The following is a 19,972-nucleotide window of genomic DNA, read 5'->3' as shown; positions in this document are numbered from 1 at the left end:
CGTTACTCGCCAGACGTTTGCCGAGGGCGCACCAGAGCCGTGGACCATGACAAGTGAGGACACTGATGGCATCAGCACGAGCGATGGGAACTGCGGCCGTGAACCGCCGCGTCAGCAGGCATGTTGCCCTGTCCACGATTGCCGCCGCCGCATTGCTGCTGGCCGCATGCGAGAAGCAGGCGCCGGTCAACAGCGCACCGCCTGAGGAAATCACCGCTCCTGCGCCGGCGGCCAATCCGCAGCCGGACGTCAACGCCGAGCCGGTCGAGCGCGCTGCGCCGCCGATGGTCAAGGCCGTGGCGATGGGAGAGTTCGAGCCGGGCAATCCGGTGGCAACGGCGGTGACGGGCAAGCTCACCATCGAAGACAACATGATGCGCGGCGACAACGGCGCCAGCTTCACCACCGAGCGCGTGGCGATCGTCAACGGCGCCGACCAGTACTCGGCCGGCAATACCTATGCCCAGGCGATGATGGTGCCGGCCGACCAGGAGATCGAACTGCGCCGCGTGCTCGAGCAGACCCCGCCGACGCAGATGCCGTCCAACGCCATGTGCGGCGGCAACCCGACCGGTTTCATCGCGCTGGCCAAGGTGACGGATGCCAGCGGCGAAATGGTCAAGGTGATCGGCCTGAAAGGCACCGACATGCCGGCCGCCAGCGCCAAGGGCATCGAGCTGTGCGCGAGCACGATGTACCTGCCCGTGGCCGCACCGCCCAAGGGCTGAACTACGCGTCGGAGCGGGATAGCCACGCAACCGCGCCGCGCGCGGCGCGCAGTCCGCTGGCGAAGCACGCCGTCAGCAGATAGCCGCCGGTCGGCGCTTCCCAGTCGAGCATCTCGCCGGCGCAGAACACGCCGGGCATCGAGCGGGTCATCAACGCCTCGTCCAGCGCCTCCAGGCGGACGCCACCGGCGCTGCTGATGGCTTCGGCAATCGGCCGCGGGCGCAGCAGGCGCAATGGCAGGCGCTTGATCGTTCGTGCCAGCACCGCATCGTCGTGCAGCGCTTCCTTGCCCAGCACTTCATGCAGCAGCCCGGATTTGACGCCGGTGATGCCGGCATGGCGCCGCAGGTGCTCGCTCAGGCTGCGTCCGCCGCGCGGCCGGGAGAGGTCGTGCTGCAGGCGCTGCAGGTCGCGGCCCGGCGCCAGGTCCAGCTCGATGCGGGCTTCGCCATTGGCCGCGATCGCATCGCGCAGGGTTGCCGACAGCGCGTAGACCAGACTGCCTTCGATACCGGTCGCGGTGACGACGCACTCGCCCTGCAGCGCGTGTTCGACGCCGGCATCGTCGCGCCAATGGGCGACGACCGGCTTCAACGGTGCGCCAGCGTGGCGGCCGGCGAAGTGCTCGCTCCAGCCGATGTCGAAACCGCAGTTGGACGGTTGCAGCGGGGCGACTTCGACGCCACGCGTGCGCAGCAGATCCTCCCAGGCGCCGTCGGAACCCAGCTCCGGCCAGCTGCCACCCCCGAGCGCGAGCACGGTGGCGTCTGCGACGAATGCCTGTTCGCCATCGGGCGTGTCGAAGCGCAGGGCGCCGTCGTCGTCCCAGCCCAGCCAGCGATGCTGGACATGGAAACTCACGCCCTGCTCGCGCAGCCGTCGCACCCAGCCACGCAGCAGCGGCGCGGCCTTGCGGTCCATCGGGAAGACGCGGCCTGAGGTGCCGACATAGGTGTCGATGCCGAATCCGTCGCGTGCCCATTCGCGCAGCGCGTCCGCATCGAAATCGTCGAGCCAGGCGGCGATGTCGTCGCGACGTGACCCGTAGCGCGCGTCGAATTCGGGGCGCGGTTCGCCGTGGGTGAGGTTGAGGCCGCCCTTGCCGGCGATCAGGAACTTGCGGCCCACCGAGCCCTTGGCTTCGAACAGGTCGACCTGCAGCCCGGCCGCGCGCGCGACTTCGGCCGCCATCAGGCCGGCGGGGCCGCCACCGATGATGGCCAGGCGTGCGGGAGTGCGGGATGGGGCGGGCATTGGCAAGGCAGCTGCCGGACGGGGGAAGAGCGGAATTATGCCTGCTTGCCTCGCAAGCGCCCCTTTCCTGCAAAGGGCAGGGCAAAGAAAAAAGGGGTTGGGATCGCCTCCCTGTTTGGCTAAGGTGGCTGCAACCCTGGGGAGCAGACCACCGCATGTCTTTGCGATTGATTCCGGCGCGCGGCGCCGTATTGGGCCTGGCGCTGATGGCGCAGGGCATGGCCGTGGCGCAGGAAACCCCTGCGGCGACGACGTTGCCGCCGCAGTTGCAGGACTTCGATGCCTACGTCGAGGGCGTGCGCAAGCAGTTCGATGTTCCCGGCATCGCCGTGGCCATCGTCAAGGACGGCCAGGTCGTGCTCGAACGTGGCTTCGGTGCGCGCGAAGTCGGCAAGGACGGCAGGAACCAGCCGGTCGATGCCAACACGCTGTTCGCCATCGCCTCCAACACCAAGGCGTTCACGGCCGCCGCGTTGTCGATCCTCGCCGACGAAGGCAAGCTCAGCCTCGACGACCGCGTCACCGACCACCTGCCGTGGTTCCGCATGTCCGACCCGTACGTGACCCGCGAGATGCGCGTGCGCGATCTTCTCGCGCATCGCAGCGGCCTCGGCCTGGGCGCCGGCGACCTGCTGTACTGGCCCGGCACGGACTACAGCACCGAAGAGGTCGCACGCCGCCTCAAGGACGTCCCCCTGACCGGCAGCTTCCGCGGCCAGTACGCCTACGACAACATCCTGTACGGCGTGGCGCAGCTGGTGATCGAGAAGGCCAGCGGCCAGTCCTATGCGCAGTTCCTGCAGCAGCGCATCTTCAATCCGCTGGGCATGCGCGACACGCGATTCAACAGCGATGCGCTGCGCCCGCGCGACAACGTCGCCACCGGTTACGCCAAGGCCGATTTCAAGGACCTGCAACCGGCGCCGCGCATGTCGTGGGGCAATGTCTCCGGTGCCGGCGGCATCTATTCCAGCGTGCACGACATGAGTCGCTGGATGAACATGCAACTCGCCGGCGGCACCTACCGCGATGCGCGCGGTACCGAACACCGGGTGTTCAGCGAGGAGCGCCAGCAGGGCATGTGGTCGGTGCTCACGCCCATTCCGATTGCCAAGCCTTCGGTGCCGGAACTGGAAGCGGCCAGGCCCAACTTCCTCGGCTACGGCGAGGGCTGGCAACTGTCGGACTATCGCGGCAGCAAGCTGGTCTGGCACACCGGTGGCTGGCCTGGCATGGTCTCGCGCCTGACCCTGGTGCCGCAGCACAAACTGGGCGTGATCGTGCTGACCAATGCCGAGGTCGGCGGGGCGTTCAACGCCGTCACCCTGCGCGTGCTCGATGCCTACCTCGATGCGCCAAAGACCGACTGGAGCGCCGCCTACGCCGCCGCCCTGGCCAAGTCGAAGGGCAAGGCCGACGAGGACTGGCAGAAGCATCTGGCCGCGCGTGCAACCGCTGCGCCGCCGTCGTTGCCGCTGGCGCGCTATGCCCGCACCTACCGCGACCCGTGGTACGGCGACGTACTCGTTGAGCAGCGCGGCGGCAAGCTGGTCATGCGCTTCAGCCGCACCCCTGAACTGGTGGGCGAACTGACGCCCTGGCAGCACGACACCTTCGTGGTCCGCTGGAACGAGCGCTGGCTCAATGCCGATGCCTTCGTCAACTTTGCCCTCGATGCCGATGGCGGCATACGCGAAGCGCGGATGGAAGCAATCTCGCCGCTGACCGATTTCAGCTTCGACTTCCAGGACCTGCGTCTGGTGCCTGTGGACGAAGGCGGCAAGGCGTCGGGGTAAGGTTTTCTGCTCACAATCACCTCACGGCGCCCGCAGGAGGCTATCGAGATGGACGACGACCAGCGCTGGTGGCAGGACACGCAGGACATCCCGCGCCTGGTGCGGGCGATCTACGAGTGCATTTCCGGTCCGGCCGGGGCGCCGCGGGATTGGCCGCGCTTCCGCTACCTGCAGCATCCGCAGGCGCGAAGCCTGCGCACGGTGGTGGAAGCCGATGGCAGTACGCGCGCGATGGTGTTCGACGTCGACAGCTACATCCTGGATGTGGCGCCGTTCTTCGCTGCCAACGATTTCCATGAGGTCGAGGTCGACCAGCGCATCCAGCGCTATGGCCAGGTCGCCCATGTCTGGAGCCGTTACGAAGCGCGGCCGGCGGCGGACTCGCCGGTGCTGCTCAAGCGCGGCGCCAACAGCATCCAGCTGTGCCACGAACACGGGCGCTGGTGGGTGTTCAGCACCATCTGGGACAACGACCGCGAAGGTGTAGTGTTCGATTTGTGGTGATGCTGACGCTGGCGCGTCGCTGCAATGCTGCGCGCGCACGGCTGGAACACTGGCGCTCTGGAGTCGCGTCGATCCGCCCCCAGATCGCCGGTTAGCGCCAAGGAGTGCCCCCATGATTCATGCTCCAGTGATTCCATTCTCCGTCCTCGACCTGGCCCCGATCACCGAAGGCAGTGACGCCGCGCAGGCCTTCGCCAACAGCCTCGAACTTGCCCAGCTAGCCGAGCGCCTGGGTTATGAGCGCTTCTGGCTGGCCGAGCACCACAACATGCCGGGCATCGCCAGCGCCGCCACGGCGGTGCTGATCGGCCATATCGCCTGTGGCACGAAGTCGATCCGCGTCGGTGCCGGCGGCGTCATGCTGCCCAACCACGCGCCGCTGCAGGTGGCCGAGCAGTTCGGCACGCTGACGGCGTTGTATCCGGGTCGCATCGACCTGGGCCTGGGCCGCGCGCCGGGCACCGACCACGCGACCGCGCATGCCTTGCGCCGCTATTTCGAAGCCGCCGACATGTTTGCCCAGGACGTGGTCGAGCTGCTGCATTACTTCGAACCGGCGCAACCCGGCCAGGCAGTTCGGGCTGTGCCCGGTGCCGGCATCGAGGTGCCGGTGTGGCTTCTCGGGTCGAGCCTGTTCTCGGCGCGGCTGGCCGCACAGCTGGGGTTGCCGTTCGCGTTCGCCTCGCATTTCGCCCCCGATGCGATGGACATGGCGCTGTCCTCGTACCGGCGCGAATTCCAGCCGTCCAAACGCCTGGAGCAGCCGTACGCGATGCTGGCGCTCAACGTGGTCGGCGCCGAAACCGATGCGCAGGCGCGCCGGTTGTTCACCACCCAGCAGCAGGCCTTCGTCAACCTGCGTCGCGGCAAGCCGGGGTTGATCCCGCCGCCGATCGAGGACATCGAGTCGTACTGGACACCGCTGGAAAAGAGCGGCGTCGAGCAGGCGCTGGCCTGCGCGGTGGTCGGCGACGAGAACACGGTCCGTGACGGCATCGCCGCCTTCATCGAACGCCACCGTCCCGACGAACTGATGATCACCGCCAACGTGTTCGATCACGCCGCGCGGCTGCGATCGTTCGAGATCGCCGCGAAGGCGCGCGAAGCGATTGCAGCCTGACCGTTGCCGGTCAGCGGCCTTTCGACGGGCTGCCGTGCTCGCGCACGTCGAGCAGCTCGACTTCGAACACCAGTGACCCGTTGGGCGGAATGACGCCGCCTGCGCCGGCGCTGCCATAGCCGTAGGCCGGCGGGATCATCAGCACGCGGCGACCGCCGACGCGCATGCCGGCCACGCCTTCATCCCAGCCGCGGATGACGCGGCCGGCGCCGAGCAGGAAGGTAAAGGGCTCATTGCGGTCGCGTGAGCTGTCGAACTTGCTGCCGCGCCCGTCGGTGGCCTTCTGCTCGTAGTTCCAGCCGGTGTAGTGCACGGTCACGTCCTGGCCGGACGTGGCGACCGCGCCGGTGCCGACTTGGTGGTCGATCGCCTCGAAGCGGGCGATGGTGCCGCCGGGCGGCGGGCCGGGATCGGCGCAGGCGGCGAGGGCGGACAGGACGAGGACGACGAGGAGGCGCGATGCGGTTTTCATCGCAATAGCCTAGCGGCTTTGCTCCGATGTCGGATCACTCGCGCGGAATCCGCTTCTCGTACTCCGCCTCCACGCGCGTATGCGTTGCCCAGAACCCGGGTGGCGTACGACCGGCGAGACGATCGGCGAGGATGCCCAGGTGCGTGTGCCAGCCCGCGGCAACGCTGGTCATGTCGTCGCGCGTTGCCAGGCGGCTGTGCGTGACGACCAGTTGCACATCCTTGCCGCGCGGCGTGAGCTCGAACCGCACCTGCGAATCCGAGTCGGCCTCGCCCCATGAGTATTCCAGCAGCCGCGGCGGATCGCAGGCGATGATGCGGCCGTGCATCTGGCTTGGGCCTGCGTACTGCGCGTACTTCTGCGGTGGAGCTTCGTCGTTTTCGGTCAGTTCCGAGTTGCGGAACTCCATGTCGACGCGGCCACCGGCGTGCAGCTCCATCTCACCGGAGGCGAGCCAGGTGCTGCGCTTGTCCGACTCGGTCAGGTAGGCCCAGACGCGTTCGATCGGCCCGGGCAGGGTGCGTTCGATGAGTACGGTGTCGGCGGCGGTGGCGACGCCGAAATCATCGTTGGAGATTGAAGAGGGCATCGGGAACTCCTGCGGTATTGATCAGGCGAGATGGCGATCGAGTGCGGCCAGCACCATCGTCCAGCCCGATTCGGCCGGCTTCGCGTACTCGGCGTGCTCGGCTGCCATTTCATGGGTGAGTGTCAGGAGGCTGCCGTCGCCGTCGGGGACGATCTCGACAGTGATGCGATCCCCCTGGTCGGCGTCTTCCTCCATCGCCAGCGTGAACACCAGGCGGTGCGGCCGGTCGATCTCCAGATAGCGCCCGAAGTGCTCGGCATCGCCATTGGGGCGTCGCTCGACGATGGCATAGCGACCACCCAGGCGCGCCTCGATCTGCACCCGTTGCATCTGCCCGTCGGCGGTCGCGAATAGCCAGCGTCCGGCGGTGGCCGGGTCGAGCCAGGCATCGAAGACACGTTCGGGCGCGGCATCGAATCGACGGCTGACGCGGACGATCACAGGACTCATTACTTGCTCCTGGAGGGTTTGTTTGCGGGTCTGGCGTTGGCGGGCGAGGCGGCCGCGGCTACACGGTCCTCGGCCTTGAGCAGCGCATCGAGGGCATCGAGTCGCTCGTTCCAGAAGCGTTCGTAGTGGCGCATCCATTCCACACCGGCGTGGAGGGGGCGGGCATCGAGCCGGCAGACATGCAGGCGGCCCTGCACTTCGCGCTGCACCAGGCCGGCACGCTCGAGGACCTTGATGTGCTTGGAGGCGGCCGCCAGCGAGATGTCGAACGGGGCCGCCAGCTCGCCGACGCTGCGTTGCTGTCCGGACAGGTCGCGCAGCATCGCGCGCCGCGTCGGGTCGGACAGGGCGTGGAAGATCGCGTCGAGACGCTGGGGATTACCTTCAACCATGTGGTTGAGGATCGCGGCGCCGTTCGGGATTGTCAACCATCTGGTTGAACGTGGCGACGAGCGGCGGGCTTGGCCTGCGTGCATGGCTGTTCACGTTTGATGTTCACGGGGGGAGCCGCACGTTCAGGAACCACGCGGGAATCGAGTCGAATGCCGCACCAGACAAAGACAGCTCCCCTCCGGCATTTCGGCAAGCACCGTGGCGTGGTCGTCGACAACATCGATCCGCTGCAGCTAGGACGCGTGCTGGTGCAGGTGCCCAAGGTCATCGACGGCGGCGGCTCGCGCTGGGCGATGCCGTGCGTGCCGGTGGCCGGCCACCAGAGTGGCCTGTTCCTGCTGCCGGCGATCGGTGCACCGGTCTGGGTGGAGTTCGAACAGGGCGATCCCGAATTGCCGATCTGGGTCGGTGGCTACTGGGTGGATGCCGGCGAGATGCCGGTGATGGCCGCGGCCGGCCAGGGCGTGCCGGCGATGCTGCTGCAGACGCCCGGTCAGAATTCGGTGCTGGTGTCGGACATGCCAGGGCCCGACGGAGGCGTGCTGTTGCGCGCGCAGAACGGGGCAACCATCGCGGTCAACGAAGCGGGCATCACCATCAGCAACGGCCGCGGTGCGAGCATCGTCCTGGCCGGCACGATGGTGACCATCAACGACGGCGCATTGACGGTGGTGTAGCCATGGGCGGAGCCATCCTTCATCTCGGTGCAAGCGTCGCCTGCGCACACGGCGGTCCGGCCACGCCGACTGCGCCGTATTCGCGCGTCACCGTATCCGGGCGACCGGTGGTGACGATCGCCGCGCCTTACACCATCGCCCACTGCAACCTGCCATGGCCGGCCGAGGCGCTGCGCTGCACGGGCGGGCAATGGCTGCAGGGCAGCACCCGCGTCTTCGCCGGCGGTCGCGCGCTGGTGCTCGATAGCAGCACGTCGATGTGCGTGCCCAACGGCGCGGCGATGGTGGTAATGGAATGCCAGCTGCGGGTTACGGCGCTGTAGCGGCCAGCGTCTGCAACGCCTGGGCAGTGGCGGCGTCGGCGGGGAAAAACGATTCGATCGCGATCTCCGCCAGGGTGATGTCCATCGGCGTGCCGAACACCGTCGTGGTGCTGATGAAGGACAGCTCGCCCATGGCCGTGCGCAGGCGCAGCGGCACGACTACCGCGGGTGCGCCCGTCGCTGGCTCATCGTCCGGTGCGGGGTAGGCGGCGAGTTCGTCGTATAGGGCGGCCAGTATCGCGTCGCCGGTGGCATCGGCCTGGTGACGCAGTCGATGCAGGATGTGCGCGCGCCACTGGCCAAGATTGACGATGCGCGGCGCGACGCCGTCCGGATGCAGGCTCAACCGCAGCACGTTGACCGGCGGTTGCAGCAGCGCAGGTGCAGCGCCTTGCAGGAGCGGTGCGAGCGCGCGGTTGGCGGCGACCAGGTTCCAGTGACGGTCCACGGCCAGCGCGGGGTACGGCTCGTGCCCGGCGAGCACCAGGTCGATCGCGGCCTGCGCCTGCGCCATCGCCGGATCGTCGAGCCGGCGTTCGCTGTACATCGGCGCCAGTCCCGCCGCGGTCATCAGCACGTTGCGTTCGCGCAACGGCACGTCGAGGCGGTCGGCCAGGCGCATCAGCATCGCCCGGCTCGGCAGCGAACGCCCGGTTTCGATGAAGCTGATGTGGCGCGTGGAGGTGTCGGCCAGTCCGGCCAGGTCGAGCTGGGTCAGGTGGCGGCGCTGCCGCCAGTCGCGGATCAGCTCGCCGAGGGGACGGATCATGTTCATGGCCGAACCTTAGCCGGGCCGGGCGGTGAAGTGCATTACCCCGCAGGTAATCGCCTGCGCGGCGCGATCAGACCGCCATGCCCGCCGCATGCCCGGACGCCCAGGCCCACTGGAAGTTGTAGCCGCCGAGCCAGCCGGTCACGTCGACCACTTCGCCGATGAAATACAGCCCGGGCACGCGCCTGGACTGCATGGTGCTGGATGACAGCTCGTCGGTGTCGACGCCGCCGAGCGTGACCTCGGCCGTGCGATAGCCTTCGCTGCCACTGGCGACCAGTGGCCAGTTCGACAGCACGTCGGCGATCTCGCGCAGCTGCGGCAGGTTGAACTGCTTGATCGGCCGGTTCGGCAACCAGACCTCGCACAGGCGTTGGGCGAAGCGCTTGGGCATCACTTCGCCGAGCACGGTCTTGAGTTCGGCAGCCGGGCGCTCGTGCTGCCACTGCTGCAATGCTTCCAGCGCGTCGCGTCCGGGCAGCAGGTCCAGGCGCAGGTCGTCGCCGGGTTGCCAGTACGAGGAGATCTGCAGGATCGACGGGCCGCTGATGCCGCGGTGGGTCACCAGCATGAAATTGCTGAAGGACTGGCCGTTGCAGCTGGCGGTGACCGGCAGTGCGACGCCGCTGAGGTCTGCCAGGCGCTCCTGGTGTTTGCCGCTGAGCGTGAGCGGCACGAGCCCGGCGCGAGTGGGCAGCACGGCATGGCCGAACTGGCGGGCCAGCTCGTAGCCGAATCCGCTGGCGCCCATCGACGGGATTGAAAGACCGCCGCTGGCCACCACCAGCGCCGGTGCGGCGAACGCGCCGTGGCTGGTGTGCAGGCGGAAGCTGGCGTTCTCGCCCTCGCCATGGCTGATCCGCTCGATGCTGCAACTGGTCTCGATGCGCACGCCGGCAGCGTGGCACTCGTCGACCAGCATCTTCACGATCAGCTTGGAGGAGATGTCGCAGAACAGCTGGCCGAGTTCTTTCTCGTGGTACGCGATGCGGTGGCGCTCGACCATCTCGATGAAATGCCACGGCGTGTAGCGCGCCAGCGCCGACTTGCAGAAGTGCGGGTTGGCCGAGAGGAAATTGGCCGGGGTGGTGCCGGTGTTGGTGAAATTGCAGCGACCGCCACCGGACATCAGGATCTTCTTGCCGACGCGGTTGGCGTGATCGACCACCAGCACGCGCTTGCCGCGCTGGCCGGCCGTCAGCGCGCACATCAGTCCGGCTGCGCCGCCGCCGATGATCGCGACGTCGTAGTGCCCCGTCATGCCCGCGCGGCTTCCTCGTCTGAGGCCATGCGGGTGAGGGGACGGAAGGTGAAGGAGTGGCCTTCGCCCAGCCATTGCACCTCGCCGTCCTGGATCAGCACGTTCACGCGCATGCCGCGCTGCTGCACGGCGGCCAGCGCCTCGACGGTGTCGGCGCCGATGTCGATGACGGTGAGGTTCTTCAGGCGCTTGAGCGCGTAGCTGTTCTTCTCCCACCAGATATCCGAGGAGCGACCGGCGTAGTTGACCACCACGACCTGGCGCGCGCGGCCGCAGGCCTTGCGGATGCGCGACTCGTCGGGCTGGCCCAGGTCGATCCACTGCTCGATCTCGCCGGTGTAGTCGCGCCGCCACATGTCCGGGTCGTCCTCGCTGCTCAGGCCACGGCCGAACTCGAGCCGATCCTCGGCGAACAGGGCATAGGCGAGCAGCCGCACCATCAGCCGCTGTTCCGTCTCCGACGGGTGCTGGGCGAGGGTGAGGTTGTAGGTAGCGTAGTGATGGCGGTCGAGGTCGCTGACTTGCAGCTCGGCCTTAACCACGGTGGCCTTGAGCGCCATGGGGGTACATCCGGTGGGGGCAGGAAAACAGCGCGCATTCTAGGCGCTGCCGGGGTGGCGTGCCGTTCTCATCGCCATTGCGACTGGGAGGCCGCCGTTCGGGGGACAATGTGCTGTGGAACCACTCCCTTCCCATCGAAATGGCGTCGCCGCCAGCCGATTGCAACTGCCGCCGGGTCCGTGGTCGACGGTGCTGGAGGGGCTGTGCGCACGGTTCCCGTCCGTCGGGCGCGCGCGCTGGCTCGACCGGATCGAGCGCGGGCTGGTCCGTGATGCCGACGGTCGGGCGGTCGCTGCCGAGGACGCGTACCGGGTCGGCGCGGAGCTGACGTACTACCGCGAGGTCGAGGGCGAAACGGAGATTCCGTTCGACGAGGTCGTGCTGCATGCCGACGAGCACCTGGTCGTCGTCGACAAGCCGCATTTCCTGCCGGTGACGCCGGCCGGCAAGCATGTGGAGCAGACGCTGCTGGCCAGGCTGGTGCGGCGGCTGGGCAACGCGGACCTGGTGCCGCTACACCGCATCGACCGCGGCACGGCGGGACTGGTGCTGTTTTCGGCGCGGGCGGACACGCGCGCGCTGTACCAGGCGCTGTTTCCCCAGCGCAGTATCAGCAAGCGCTACGAAGCGCTCGCGCCGGCGCTGCCGGAGGCGGAATTTCCGCTGGTGCGCAGGTCGCACCTGGAGCGCGGCGAGCCGTTCTTCCGGATGCGCGAGGGCGAGGGTGCGGCGAACAGTGAGACCCGCATCGAGGTGCTTGATCGCAGCGACGGCATCTGGCGCTACGCGCTGGAGCCGGTGACGGGCCGCAAGCATCAGTTGCGCGTGCATATGGCGGCGATCGGGGTACCGATCCTCAACGATCCGCTCTATCCCGATTGCGGCGACCAGGTCGACGACTACGCCAGGCCGCTGAAACTGCTGGCGCGCTCGTTGCAGTTCGTCGATCCGCTCAGTGGGCAGGAACGGCGCTTCGAGAGTCAGCGGGACCTGTAGGCCACCGTCACCGTCATCCCGGCGAATGCCGGGATCCATTTTCGCCGAAGACAGTGCAACGAATCGCCAGAGCACTCCCCGCCCCTGCGGCCAACGCCGCTCCGAAGCTGAGGCAACGTCAAGATGGATCCCGGCATTCGCCGGGATGACGGTTTCAAGTCCACTCGCGCGATGGCAGCGTGATCCTGCGCTGCGGCGTGCCGACCAGGTCGAGGAAGCGGTTGAACACGTTGTCGGCCTGGCCCTGCATGGCAGCGATGTGCTCGCGCGTCTTCTGCCGGATCGTCGCTTCGCTCGCCTGCGCCGGATCCACACCGGCCAGCTCCGCCAACTCGTCGCGATACGCCGGATTGGCCAGCCAGCGCTCGATCAGGCGCTCGTCCATCTCCAGGTGGAACTGGAAGCCGTAGGCGTTGTCGCCATAGCGGAATGCCTGCTGCTCGCAGCCATCGGTGCGTGCCAGGTGCTCGGCTTCGCGCGGGACCTCGAAGCTGTAGCGGTGCCACTGGAATACCGGTGCGATGTCTCCCAATGGCGACAGCACCGGGTCGGCGCGCCCGGCGTCGGTGGTCTGCAGCGGGTACCAGCCGATCTCGGGCTGGTGGTGGCGCCGCACCGGCGCGCCCAGCACGTGTGCCAGCAGTTGCGCGCCCAGGCAGATGCCCAGCACCGGCTTGCCCTGTTCGAGCATGCGTTCGATCGCCATCAGTTCGGTGCGCAGGTGCGGGCGCTGCGCCTGGTCTTCGACGTTCATCGGCCCGCCCAGCACGATCAGCCCGCGGTAGCGGTCGACGTTGGGCTGGAAGTCGGGCTGGCGCTCGAAATTGGCGAAACGGATGCGGTGCCCGCGCCGACGGATCAGCGGGTCCAGGGTGCCGAGCGGTTCGGCGGCGACGTGCTGGAAGACGAGCAGGCGGGGCATGGCGCGGGCAGGGCGGGTCGACAGCCCGACTATGCCAAATCCGGCGCCCTGGCCGGTAGCGCTATGCGCGCGGTGCAGTAGCGATGACGGCAATGGCGATGACGGCCAGCACGATCGCGGCGCGGTTCCACCTGCTGGTCTTCTCGCCGAAGGCGAACACGCCCACCAGCGTGCCCAGCACCACCACGCCAATGTTCATCGCCGCGAACACCACCGACGGGTTGTCCGGGAAGGCCTGGTGCGCACGGACGTAGAAGACGATGTTGCCGAAGTTGAGCAGGCCCAGCAGCAGGCCGGCACCGAAGTTGCGAAGGCTCAGCTGCGTCTGCCCGCGCCAGAGGCGAACCGCCTGCCAGCCCAGCATCAGCACGAAGGCAATCGCGAACGCCACCTGCAGCGCGGCCAGCGAAGGCGTCCCGGCCAGCGCGATGCGCTTGAGCATCACATCGACCACGGCGAAGCCGACCCAGACCACCAGCAGCAGGCCCATGCCGGTTGCGCCGGGCACGGCGGTGTCGTCGCCTCGCGGCCTGATTACGATGCCGGCCACCGCCAGCAGGCCCAGGGCAAGCCCGGCCATGCGCGTGGTATCGGCGGTTTCGCCGAAGAGGGTGAAGGCTGCCAGCAGCGACAGCAGCAGCGACAGGCGCTGCGCCACGTCGGTGCGGACGATGCCGGCGGTGCGCACGGAGGCGGCGAGCACCAGGAACAGCGACGGCAGCACCACCGCCAGGCCGAGCAATGCGGCCCAGGGTGCCTGCGGTGTCGACAGGCTCGCCAGCGACGGCTTGAGCAGCAACGCGCTCAACACGGTGGCGGCGAGGTAGTTCCAGGTCACCAGTTGCGCCACGTCCAGACGGAAACGTGGCGCAAGCTTGAGGACCACCGCGACGAGCACGCTGCACAGCGCGCTGAACAGGATCAGGTGCATCGGCTACCGCGGTGGAGAGTAGGGCTCGTGTGGCTCAGCGCGGCCCGATCAGCGCGGCTTGAACGGCTTGCGCGGACCGCCGCCATGCGGCCCGGCCCCATGAGGCTTGTGGCCGCTGTGCGGACGCGGACCGCGCGGCGGCGGTCGGCGATCGTCGTCGAAGCTGCGCGGTGCATCGCCGTAGCGACCGTGCGGACGCTGGCCGTGGCCGGTGTCCTCGTCGGCGCGGCTGATGCGCAGCTGCTGACCGGCGACGCGCACGCGCTTGAGGTGGTCCATCACTTCGCGCGGCATGCCTTCGGGCAGATCGATGAGGCTGAAGTCGTCGCGGATGTCGATGCGGCCGATGAAGCGGCTTTCCAGCTCGGCCTCGTTGGCGATGGCGCCGACGATGTTGCCCGGCTTGACGCCGTGCGTGTGGCCGACCTCGATGCGGAACGTTTCCATGCCGACTTCCGGCGCGCGTTCGCCGCGTGGTTCGCGCGGCTCGCGAGGTTCATGGCGGTGCTGCGCCGGACCTTCGTCGGCGAACATCGACTCGGCGGCGTTGACCGACGGGCGCTCGAACGAACGCTCACCGGCGGCCGGCGGCGTGAACTGGCGATCGGCATGACGCGGACGCTCGTCGCGCTGCTGCGGCTCGCGCGGCGTGAACTCACGCGGCGGCCTCGGCGCGGCATCGCGCTCGCGGCGGGGCTCGCGCTGGCCGTCACGCGGGCCACGCTCGTAGCGATCGCGCGGCGATTGCTCGCGCGCACCGCGCTCGGGGCGGTCGAAGCTCGGTGTATGCGGACGCAGGCGCTCGGCGGTGACGTCCAGCAGCAGCGGCATGTCGCCCTGCACCAGCTTGGCGAGGGCAGCGGCGATTTCCACCGCCGGCACGTTCTGCTCGCGCTCGTAGCGTTCGACCAGGTCGCGGAACTGGCTCACATCCGACGATTCCAGCGCCGTGGTGATGCGGCCGAGGAAGCGGTTGACGCGCTGCTCGTTGACCGTTTCCACGGTCGGCAGCTGCATCTGCTCGATCGGCTGGCGCGTGGCGCGCTCGATCGCGCGCAGCATGCCGCGCTCGCGCGGGGTGACGAACAGGATCGCCTCGCCCTTGCGACCGGCACGGCCGGTGCGGCCGATGCGGTGCACGTAGCTTTCGGTGTCGTACGGGATGTCGTAGTTCAGCACGTGGCTGATGCGTTCCACGTCGAGGCCGCGCGCGGCGACGTCGGTGGCGACCAGCACGTCGATCTTGCCGTCCTTGAGGTTCTGGATGGTCTTCTCGCGCTGCGCCTGGACCACGTCGCCATTGATCGCGGCGGCGGCAATGCCGCGTGCGGCCAGCTTGTCGGCCAGTTCCTCGGTCGCCAGCTTGGTGCGGGCGAACACGATCATCGCGTCAAAGGGCTCGGCTTCCAGGATGCGCGTGATCGCGTCGAGCTTGTGCACGCCGCTGACCGCCCAGTAGCGCTGGCGGATGTTGGCCGCGGTCGAGGTCTTGGACTTGATCGCGATCTCGACCGGGTCCTTCAGGTACGTCTGGGCGATGCGCTTGATCGGCGCCGGCATGGTCGCCGAGAACAGCGCGACCTGGCGCGTCTCCGGGGTCTTCTTCAGCACCGCCTCGACGTCGTCGATGAAGCCCATGCGCAGCATCTCGTCGGCTTCGTCCAGGACCAGGCAGCGCAGCTGCGACAGGTCGAGCGAACCGCGTTCGAGATGGTCGATGACGCGGCCGGGCGTGCCGACGATCACCTGCACGCCACGCTTGAGCGCCTGCAACTGCGGGTAATAGCTCTGGCCGCCGTAGATCGGCAGGACCTGGAAGCCGGGCAGGTGATGGGCGTACTTCTGGAACGCCTCGGCGACCTGGATCGCCAGCTCACGCGTCGGCGCCAGCACCAGCGTCTGCGGAGCGCGCTGGTTCGGGTCGATGCGGGCCAGCACCGGCAGGGCGAACGCGGCGGTCTTGCCGGTGCCGGTCTGGGCCTGGCCAAGCACGTCGCGGCCTTCCAGCAGCGGCGGAATGGTGGCCGCCTGGATCGGCGAGGGCGACTCGTAGCCGACATCGGCCAGTGCCCGCATCAGCGGTTCGGGCAGGCCCAGGTCGGAGAATTTGATGGACGGGGTGTCCGCGGACGGGTCCGTGGAAGGGGTGTTGGGCGTTTCGGCGCTCATGGGGGAGGGCTCGGCAGCGCCGGCGAACGCCGGTCGGAAGACCGCACAGTGTACCGGACTACGGTGTGTCGGCCGGGTGTAGTGCAGTGGCGACGCCAGAAAACCCCGTGCAGCAACCTGTCTGCGTTCCTGCTTTTCCCCGATCAGCGCGCCAATCAGCGCGCCGTCGAACTCGCCCCGGCAGCGGCCTGCAAGCCGCGCGCGTCCTTCTCCACGCGGCCATCTTTCATCACGAATTGAACCTGCTTGAGCACCGTCACATCGCTGAGCGGGTCGCCCGATACCGCAATCAGATCGGCGCGCTTGCCCGGCTCGAGGCTGCCGACCTGGTCGGCCAGGCCCAGCAGGTCGGCGGCGTTGACGGTGGCGGCCTGGATGGCGGTCGCCGGCGTCATGCCGTGGGCGACCATCAGCTCGAACTCGTCGGCATTGCGGCCGTGCAGGCTGACACCGGCGTCGGTGCCGAAGGCAATGCGCACACCGGCCGGCACCGCGCGCTCGAGCGACTTGCCGGTGATGCCGATGCGCCATTCGATCTTGCTGCGAACCTCGCCGGTGTAGGCGTCCGGGTTCTTCGCCAGGCGTTCCTTGTAGCCGTTGACGGTCGACAGTGTCGGCACGTAGTAGGCACCGGTCTTGCGGAACAGGGCGATGTCGGCGTCGTCGAGCAGCGTGCCGTGCTCGATCGAATCGGCACCTGCACGCAGCGCCACGGCAATGCCGTCGGCGCCATGCGCGTGCACGGCCACCTTCTTCTTGTACAGGTGCGCGGTTTCCACGATCGCGCGCGCTTCGTCGTCGAACATCTGCTGGCCCAGGCCGGCGCCGATGCGGCTGTTGACGCCACCGGTGGTGGCGATCTTGATCACGTCGACGCCGCGCCCGACCTGGCGGCGCACGGCGCGGCGGCAGTCTTCGGCGCCGTCGCAGGTGTTGCCGTGGACGTCGATGGCCGCATGCAGTTCGTCGCGGAAACCCAGGGTCGGGTCCATGTGGCCGGCCGTGGTGGAGATCGCGTTGCCGGCATCGATGATGCGCGGCCCGGGCACCTTGCCGGCAGCGATCGCATCGCGCAGGGCGAGGGTGACGCCGTCCTCGTCGCCGAGGTTGCGCACGGTCGTGAAGCCGGCGGCCAGCGTCTTGCGTGCGTTCACGGCCGCTTCGAAGGCGTGGTCGGCCACGCCCCTCGACACGCCGTCCAGTTGCCCCTCGACGCCGGCCTTGTCCGACACCAGGTGCACATGGCTGTCGATCAGGCCGGGCAGCACGTAGCGGTCGCGCAGGTCGATGACAGTGACCATGGCCGTGGCCGGCACGCCGTCGAATTGCGCAGCCAGCAGGTGCCCGTCGCGAACGGCTTCGATGCGGCCATCGCGCAGCAGCAGCGTGCTCGCGCCGCGCGCCGGTCGACCCGGGCGATCAAGCAGATGACCGGCCTGGACCAGCGTCCACTGCGGCGCGGCCACCTGCGCGGCCACCTGTCCAGAAGCCGGCGTCGCGACGGCGGTCGCCAGCAGGGCGGGCAGCAGCAGGAGCGCCGATGGGCGGCGGGTCGTCGTGGTCATTGCGGTGGATCCCCGGTGGCGTGGTTGCTCGCCGGAGCATAAGCGCGACGACCGAAGGCCGTCATCAGGCCGTCTTGGGGGACGCTTCGCAGCCGGTCCTGGGCGGGCCGGCCGGATGGGTGTGCGTCAGGACTTGTTGCTGGAGCCGCTTTCCGGGGGCTCGGGGTTGCCAGGAGGATTGGCGGTGTCACGGGCCTGCTGCTTCTTGGCCTGCTTCTCGTCCTGCTTCTTTTTCTTGGCGATTTCGCGCTGGCGCTTTTCGAAGGAGTAATTGGGCTTTGCCATGGGCGATCTCGTTGTGCGGGTGGCCAGTGTAGGGCATCGAGCTTGGTTTGCCCGTGTACGGCGCCTTGACGCAGCTCCGGCGCAACCGGCGCGAAGCGTTGGAAAAACGCCGCGAGGCCCGCACATCAGGCCTGCCAGCGCTGGCCGGGCCAGCCGCGACACCCCATATTGCAGCGGTGACCATGCCCACACTCGAGTTCGACAACGCCTTCGTCCGCGACCTGCCCGCCGATCCGGACACCGGTCCGGGCATACGCCAGGTCCACGGCGCCCTCTATTCGCGCGTGGCTCCCACGCCGGTGGCGGCACCGCGGCTGCTGGCCCATTCGGCCGAGATGGCCCGGCGCCTGGGCTTCAGCGAGGCCGATGTCGCCTCGCCGCAGTTCGCCGAGGTATTCGCCGGCAACGCGCTGATGGCGGGCATGGAACCCTTCGCGGCCAACTACGGCGGTCACCAGTTCGGCAACTGGGCCGGGCAACTGGGCGACGGACGCGCGATCAGCCTGGGCGAGATCATCAATGCCGTCGGCGAGCGCTGGGAGCTGCAACTGAAGGGTGCCGGGCCGACGCCTTATTCGCGCAGCGCCGACGGCCGCGCGGTGCTGCGTTCCTCGATCCGCGAGTTCCTGTGCAGCGAGGCGATGCACCACCTGGGCGTGCCGACGACGCGCGCGCTGAGCCTGGTCGGCACCGGCGAGTGGGTCGAGCGCGACATGTTCTACGACGGCCATCCCGAGCTGGAACACGGCGCGATCGTCTGCCGGGTCGCGCCGTCGTTCATTCGCTTCGGCAACTTCGAGCTGCCGGCGTCGCGCGACGACGTCGAGCTGCTGCGGCAACTGGTGAATTTCTGCATCCGCCGTGACTTCCCCGAACTGCGCGGGCAGGGCCAGGCCCTGTATGCGCAATGGTTCGCGCAGGTGTGCGAACGCACCGCGGTGATGGTCGCGCACTGGATGCGGGTCGGCTTCGTCCACGGCGTGATGAACACCGACAACATGTCGATCCTCGGCCTGACCATCGACTACGGCCCCTACGGCTGGGTCGACAATTTCGATCCGGGCTGGACACCCAACACCACCGATCGCCACCACCGTCGCTACCGCTTCGGCCAGCAACCGCAGGTGGCCTACTGGAACCTGGGACGCCTGGCCGGCTCGCTGTCGCTGCTGTTCGACGGCGTCGAACCTTTGCAGGACGGTCTGCGCCGCTTCGTCGAAACCTACACCGCCGCCGACCGCGACAACGTCGCGCGCAAGCTCGGCCTGGACGAGTGCCGCGACGAGGACGTCGGCCTGATGCAGGCGCTGCAGGACCTGATGACCGAGGCGGAAGTCGACATGACGCTGTTCTTCCGCGGCCTGGCCGATCTGGACATCGACACGCTGGACCCGGCGCCGCTGCGCGAGGCGTTCTACGACGAAACGCGCCGCGAAGCCGCCGCGCCGGCATTGCAGGAATGGCTGGGCCGCTACGCGCTGCGGTTGCGCGACCAGGCCGTGCCGGCAAGCGAACGCCGTGCGCGCATGAATGCCGCCAATCCGCGCTACGTGTTGCGCAACTACCTGGCGCAACAGGCCATCGATCGCGCCACCGAAGGCGACTTCTCGGGCGTCGCCGAACTGCTCGACGTGATGCGTCATCCCTACGATGAACAGCCGGGCCGCGAAGCGTTCGCCGCGCGCCGACCCGACTGGGCGCGCGAACGGGCCGGTTGTTCGATGCTGTCGTGCAGTTCGTGAGGCCGTCCACGGGCGGTTGACGGCCAGGCCTGCCACACACGCCGCCTACACGAAGCTGGCGGATGATGACGCCAACATTCGCGGCAGGAGGGGTCCTGACATGGCCAGCATGCACGCCATCGACCGCATTCGCCCGAGCGCCGCGTGGGGCACCATGGTGGCCTTCGCGCTGCTGTGCTGCGCGGCTGCGGCGACGTTCGCTTCCCCACCGGTGGCAGGCGATCACGCCGTCGGCACGCTGGTGCGTGTCGACGTCAACGCCAAGCGCCTGGCCATCGCCACGGACGCCCAGACCGGCAGTGAGCTGGGGCAGGGCGGCGAGATCAATCTCTACGTCGATGCCACCACCACGGCCAGCCGTGCCGGCAAGCAGATCAAACTCATCGAGCTCAAGCCCGGCGAGCGCCTGCTGGTGCGGACCACGACCAGCCGCAACCGCACCCAGGCAAACAAGATCCTGG

General features: G+C 68.4%; 21 protein-coding genes. 8 read left to right on the top strand and 13 right to left on the bottom strand.

Going from position 1 to position 19,972, the window contains the following annotated elements; translation table 11 throughout:
* Nucleotides 1-98 precede the first annotated feature (98 nt).
* Nucleotides 99-728, top strand: coding sequence for a hypothetical protein (locus HIV01_RS06525; protein ID WP_200605564.1), 630 nt, complete (start codon nt 99-101; stop codon nt 726-728).
* 1 nt (nt 729) lies between these two features.
* Here the strand turns inward: HIV01_RS06525 and HIV01_RS06520 are convergent, their stop codons facing one another.
* Nucleotides 730-1,983, bottom strand: a complete 1,254-nt coding sequence (locus tag HIV01_RS06520) for a TIGR03862 family flavoprotein (RefSeq protein WP_200605562.1) — start codon at nt 1,981-1,983, stop codon at nt 730-732.
* Nucleotides 1,984-2,138: 155 nt separating this feature from the next.
* Between HIV01_RS06520 and HIV01_RS06515 the strand changes: the two genes are divergently transcribed.
* The 3 genes from HIV01_RS06515 to HIV01_RS06505 all read left to right on the top strand — a co-directional run bounded on the left by HIV01_RS06515 (nt 2,139) and on the right by HIV01_RS06505 (nt 5,403).
* On the top strand, nt 2,139-3,779 hold the full coding sequence (locus tag HIV01_RS06515) for a serine hydrolase (RefSeq protein ID WP_200605560.1): 1,641 nt from the start codon (nt 2,139-2,141) through the stop codon (nt 3,777-3,779).
* 48 nt (nt 3,780-3,827) lie between these two features.
* Nucleotides 3,828-4,283 (top strand): hypothetical protein, encoded by a 456-nt coding sequence (locus HIV01_RS06510; protein WP_200605558.1) that lies wholly within the window; start codon nt 3,828-3,830, stop codon nt 4,281-4,283.
* A 127-nt stretch (nt 4,284-4,410) separates the two neighbouring features.
* On the top strand, nt 4,411-5,403 hold the full coding sequence (locus HIV01_RS06505; protein WP_200606389.1) for an LLM class flavin-dependent oxidoreductase: 993 nt from the start codon (nt 4,411-4,413) through the stop codon (nt 5,401-5,403).
* A gap of 10 nt (nt 5,404-5,413) precedes the next feature.
* On the opposite strand, the gene HIV01_RS06500 is transcribed toward HIV01_RS06505, so the two are convergent.
* From HIV01_RS06500 to HIV01_RS06485, 4 genes are read right to left on the bottom strand one after another with little or no spacing between them, the layout of a single operon-like run.
* Nucleotides 5,414-5,875 carry an FKBP-type peptidyl-prolyl cis-trans isomerase gene (locus HIV01_RS06500; RefSeq protein WP_200605556.1) on the bottom strand — a complete coding sequence of 154 codons (462 nt, stop codon included), beginning with the start codon at nt 5,873-5,875 and terminating at the stop codon, nt 5,414-5,416.
* 34 nt (nt 5,876-5,909) lie between these two features.
* Complete coding sequence (locus HIV01_RS06495) at nt 5,910-6,464, bottom strand: SRPBCC family protein (RefSeq protein WP_200605552.1); 555 nt, start codon at nt 6,462-6,464, stop codon at nt 5,910-5,912.
* Between the two features lie 21 nt (nt 6,465-6,485).
* Nucleotides 6,486-6,914, bottom strand: coding sequence for an SRPBCC family protein (locus tag HIV01_RS06490; RefSeq protein WP_200605551.1), 429 nt, complete (start codon nt 6,912-6,914; stop codon nt 6,486-6,488).
* Entirely contained in the window at nt 6,914-7,342 is a 429-nt protein-coding gene (locus HIV01_RS06485) for an ArsR/SmtB family transcription factor (RefSeq protein WP_245156931.1), read from the bottom strand. Before HIV01_RS06485 ends, HIV01_RS06490 begins: the two co-directional genes overlap by 1 nt.
* 114 nt (nt 7,343-7,456) lie before the next feature.
* Here HIV01_RS06485 and HIV01_RS06480 point away from each other — a divergent pair, with 114 nt between their 5' ends.
* Nucleotides 7,457-7,984: a phage baseplate assembly protein V gene (locus HIV01_RS06480; protein WP_200605550.1), complete on the top strand. Its 528-nt coding sequence runs from the start codon at nt 7,457-7,459 to the stop codon at nt 7,982-7,984.
* 2 nt (nt 7,985-7,986) lie between these two features.
* Nucleotides 7,987-8,307 carry a hypothetical protein gene (locus tag HIV01_RS06475; RefSeq protein ID WP_200605542.1) on the top strand — a complete coding sequence of 107 codons (321 nt, stop codon included), beginning with the start codon at nt 7,987-7,989 and terminating at the stop codon, nt 8,305-8,307.
* Here the strand turns inward: HIV01_RS06475 and HIV01_RS06470 are convergent.
* From HIV01_RS06470 to HIV01_RS06460, 3 genes are all read right to left on the bottom strand, one after another.
* Complete coding sequence (locus HIV01_RS06470) at nt 8,294-9,082, bottom strand: helix-turn-helix transcriptional regulator (protein ID WP_200605540.1); 789 nt, start codon at nt 9,080-9,082, stop codon at nt 8,294-8,296. The two genes, HIV01_RS06475 and HIV01_RS06470, sit on opposite strands and share 14 nt — an antisense overlap.
* A 67-nt stretch (nt 9,083-9,149) precedes the next feature.
* The gene (locus tag HIV01_RS06465) at nt 9,150-10,340 is read right to left on the bottom strand and encodes a BaiN/RdsA family NAD(P)/FAD-dependent oxidoreductase (RefSeq protein WP_200605538.1); all 1,191 of its coding nucleotides are present in this window, start codon (nt 10,338-10,340) and stop codon (nt 9,150-9,152) included.
* Nucleotides 10,337-10,900: a YaeQ family protein gene (locus HIV01_RS06460; RefSeq protein WP_200605536.1), complete on the bottom strand. Its 564-nt coding sequence runs from the start codon at nt 10,898-10,900 to the stop codon at nt 10,337-10,339. The genes HIV01_RS06465 and HIV01_RS06460 overlap by 4 nt, the downstream gene beginning before the upstream one ends.
* A gap of 160 nt (nt 10,901-11,060) precedes the next feature.
* Between HIV01_RS06460 and HIV01_RS06455 the strand changes: the two genes are divergently transcribed.
* Entirely contained in the window at nt 11,061-11,897 is an 837-nt protein-coding gene (locus tag HIV01_RS06455) for a pseudouridine synthase (RefSeq protein WP_245156930.1), read from the top strand.
* Nucleotides 11,898-12,051: 154 nt separating this feature from the next.
* Here the strand turns inward: HIV01_RS06455 and HIV01_RS06450 are convergent, their stop codons facing one another.
* The 5 genes from HIV01_RS06450 to HIV01_RS06430 form a co-directional block, all read right to left on the bottom strand.
* A complete protein-coding gene (locus HIV01_RS06450) occupies nt 12,052-12,819 on the bottom strand; it encodes a type 1 glutamine amidotransferase (protein WP_200605534.1) in 768 nt (255 codons plus the stop codon).
* A gap of 61 nt (nt 12,820-12,880) precedes the next feature.
* Entirely contained in the window at nt 12,881-13,750 is an 870-nt protein-coding gene (locus HIV01_RS06445; RefSeq protein ID WP_200605532.1) for an EamA family transporter, read from the bottom strand.
* 48 nt (nt 13,751-13,798) lie between these two features.
* Complete coding sequence (locus HIV01_RS06440) at nt 13,799-15,826, bottom strand: DEAD/DEAH box helicase (protein WP_245156982.1); 2,028 nt, start codon at nt 15,824-15,826, stop codon at nt 13,799-13,801.
* 248 nt (nt 15,827-16,074) lie between these two features.
* Complete coding sequence (locus HIV01_RS06435; protein WP_200605521.1) at nt 16,075-17,484, bottom strand: metal-dependent hydrolase family protein; 1,410 nt, start codon at nt 17,482-17,484, stop codon at nt 16,075-16,077.
* A gap of 126 nt (nt 17,485-17,610) precedes the next feature.
* The gene (locus HIV01_RS06430) at nt 17,611-17,769 is read right to left on the bottom strand and encodes a hypothetical protein (protein WP_199253101.1); all 159 of its coding nucleotides are present in this window, start codon (nt 17,767-17,769) and stop codon (nt 17,611-17,613) included.
* A 182-nt stretch (nt 17,770-17,951) separates the two neighbouring features.
* Between HIV01_RS06430 and HIV01_RS06425 the strand changes: the two genes are divergently transcribed.
* Complete coding sequence (locus HIV01_RS06425) at nt 17,952-19,511, top strand: protein adenylyltransferase SelO (protein ID WP_200606383.1); 1,560 nt, start codon at nt 17,952-17,954, stop codon at nt 19,509-19,511.
* Nucleotides 19,512-19,972: the final 461 nt, after the last annotated feature.

It is taken from the genome of Lysobacter arenosi (assembly GCF_016613475.2).
In the GTDB taxonomy this organism is placed as follows: domain Bacteria; phylum Pseudomonadota; class Gammaproteobacteria; order Xanthomonadales; family Xanthomonadaceae; genus Lysobacter_J; species Lysobacter_J arenosi.
The sequence above is the reverse complement of the archived record's forward strand: the minus strand, read 5'-3'. Positions and strand labels throughout refer to the sequence as shown.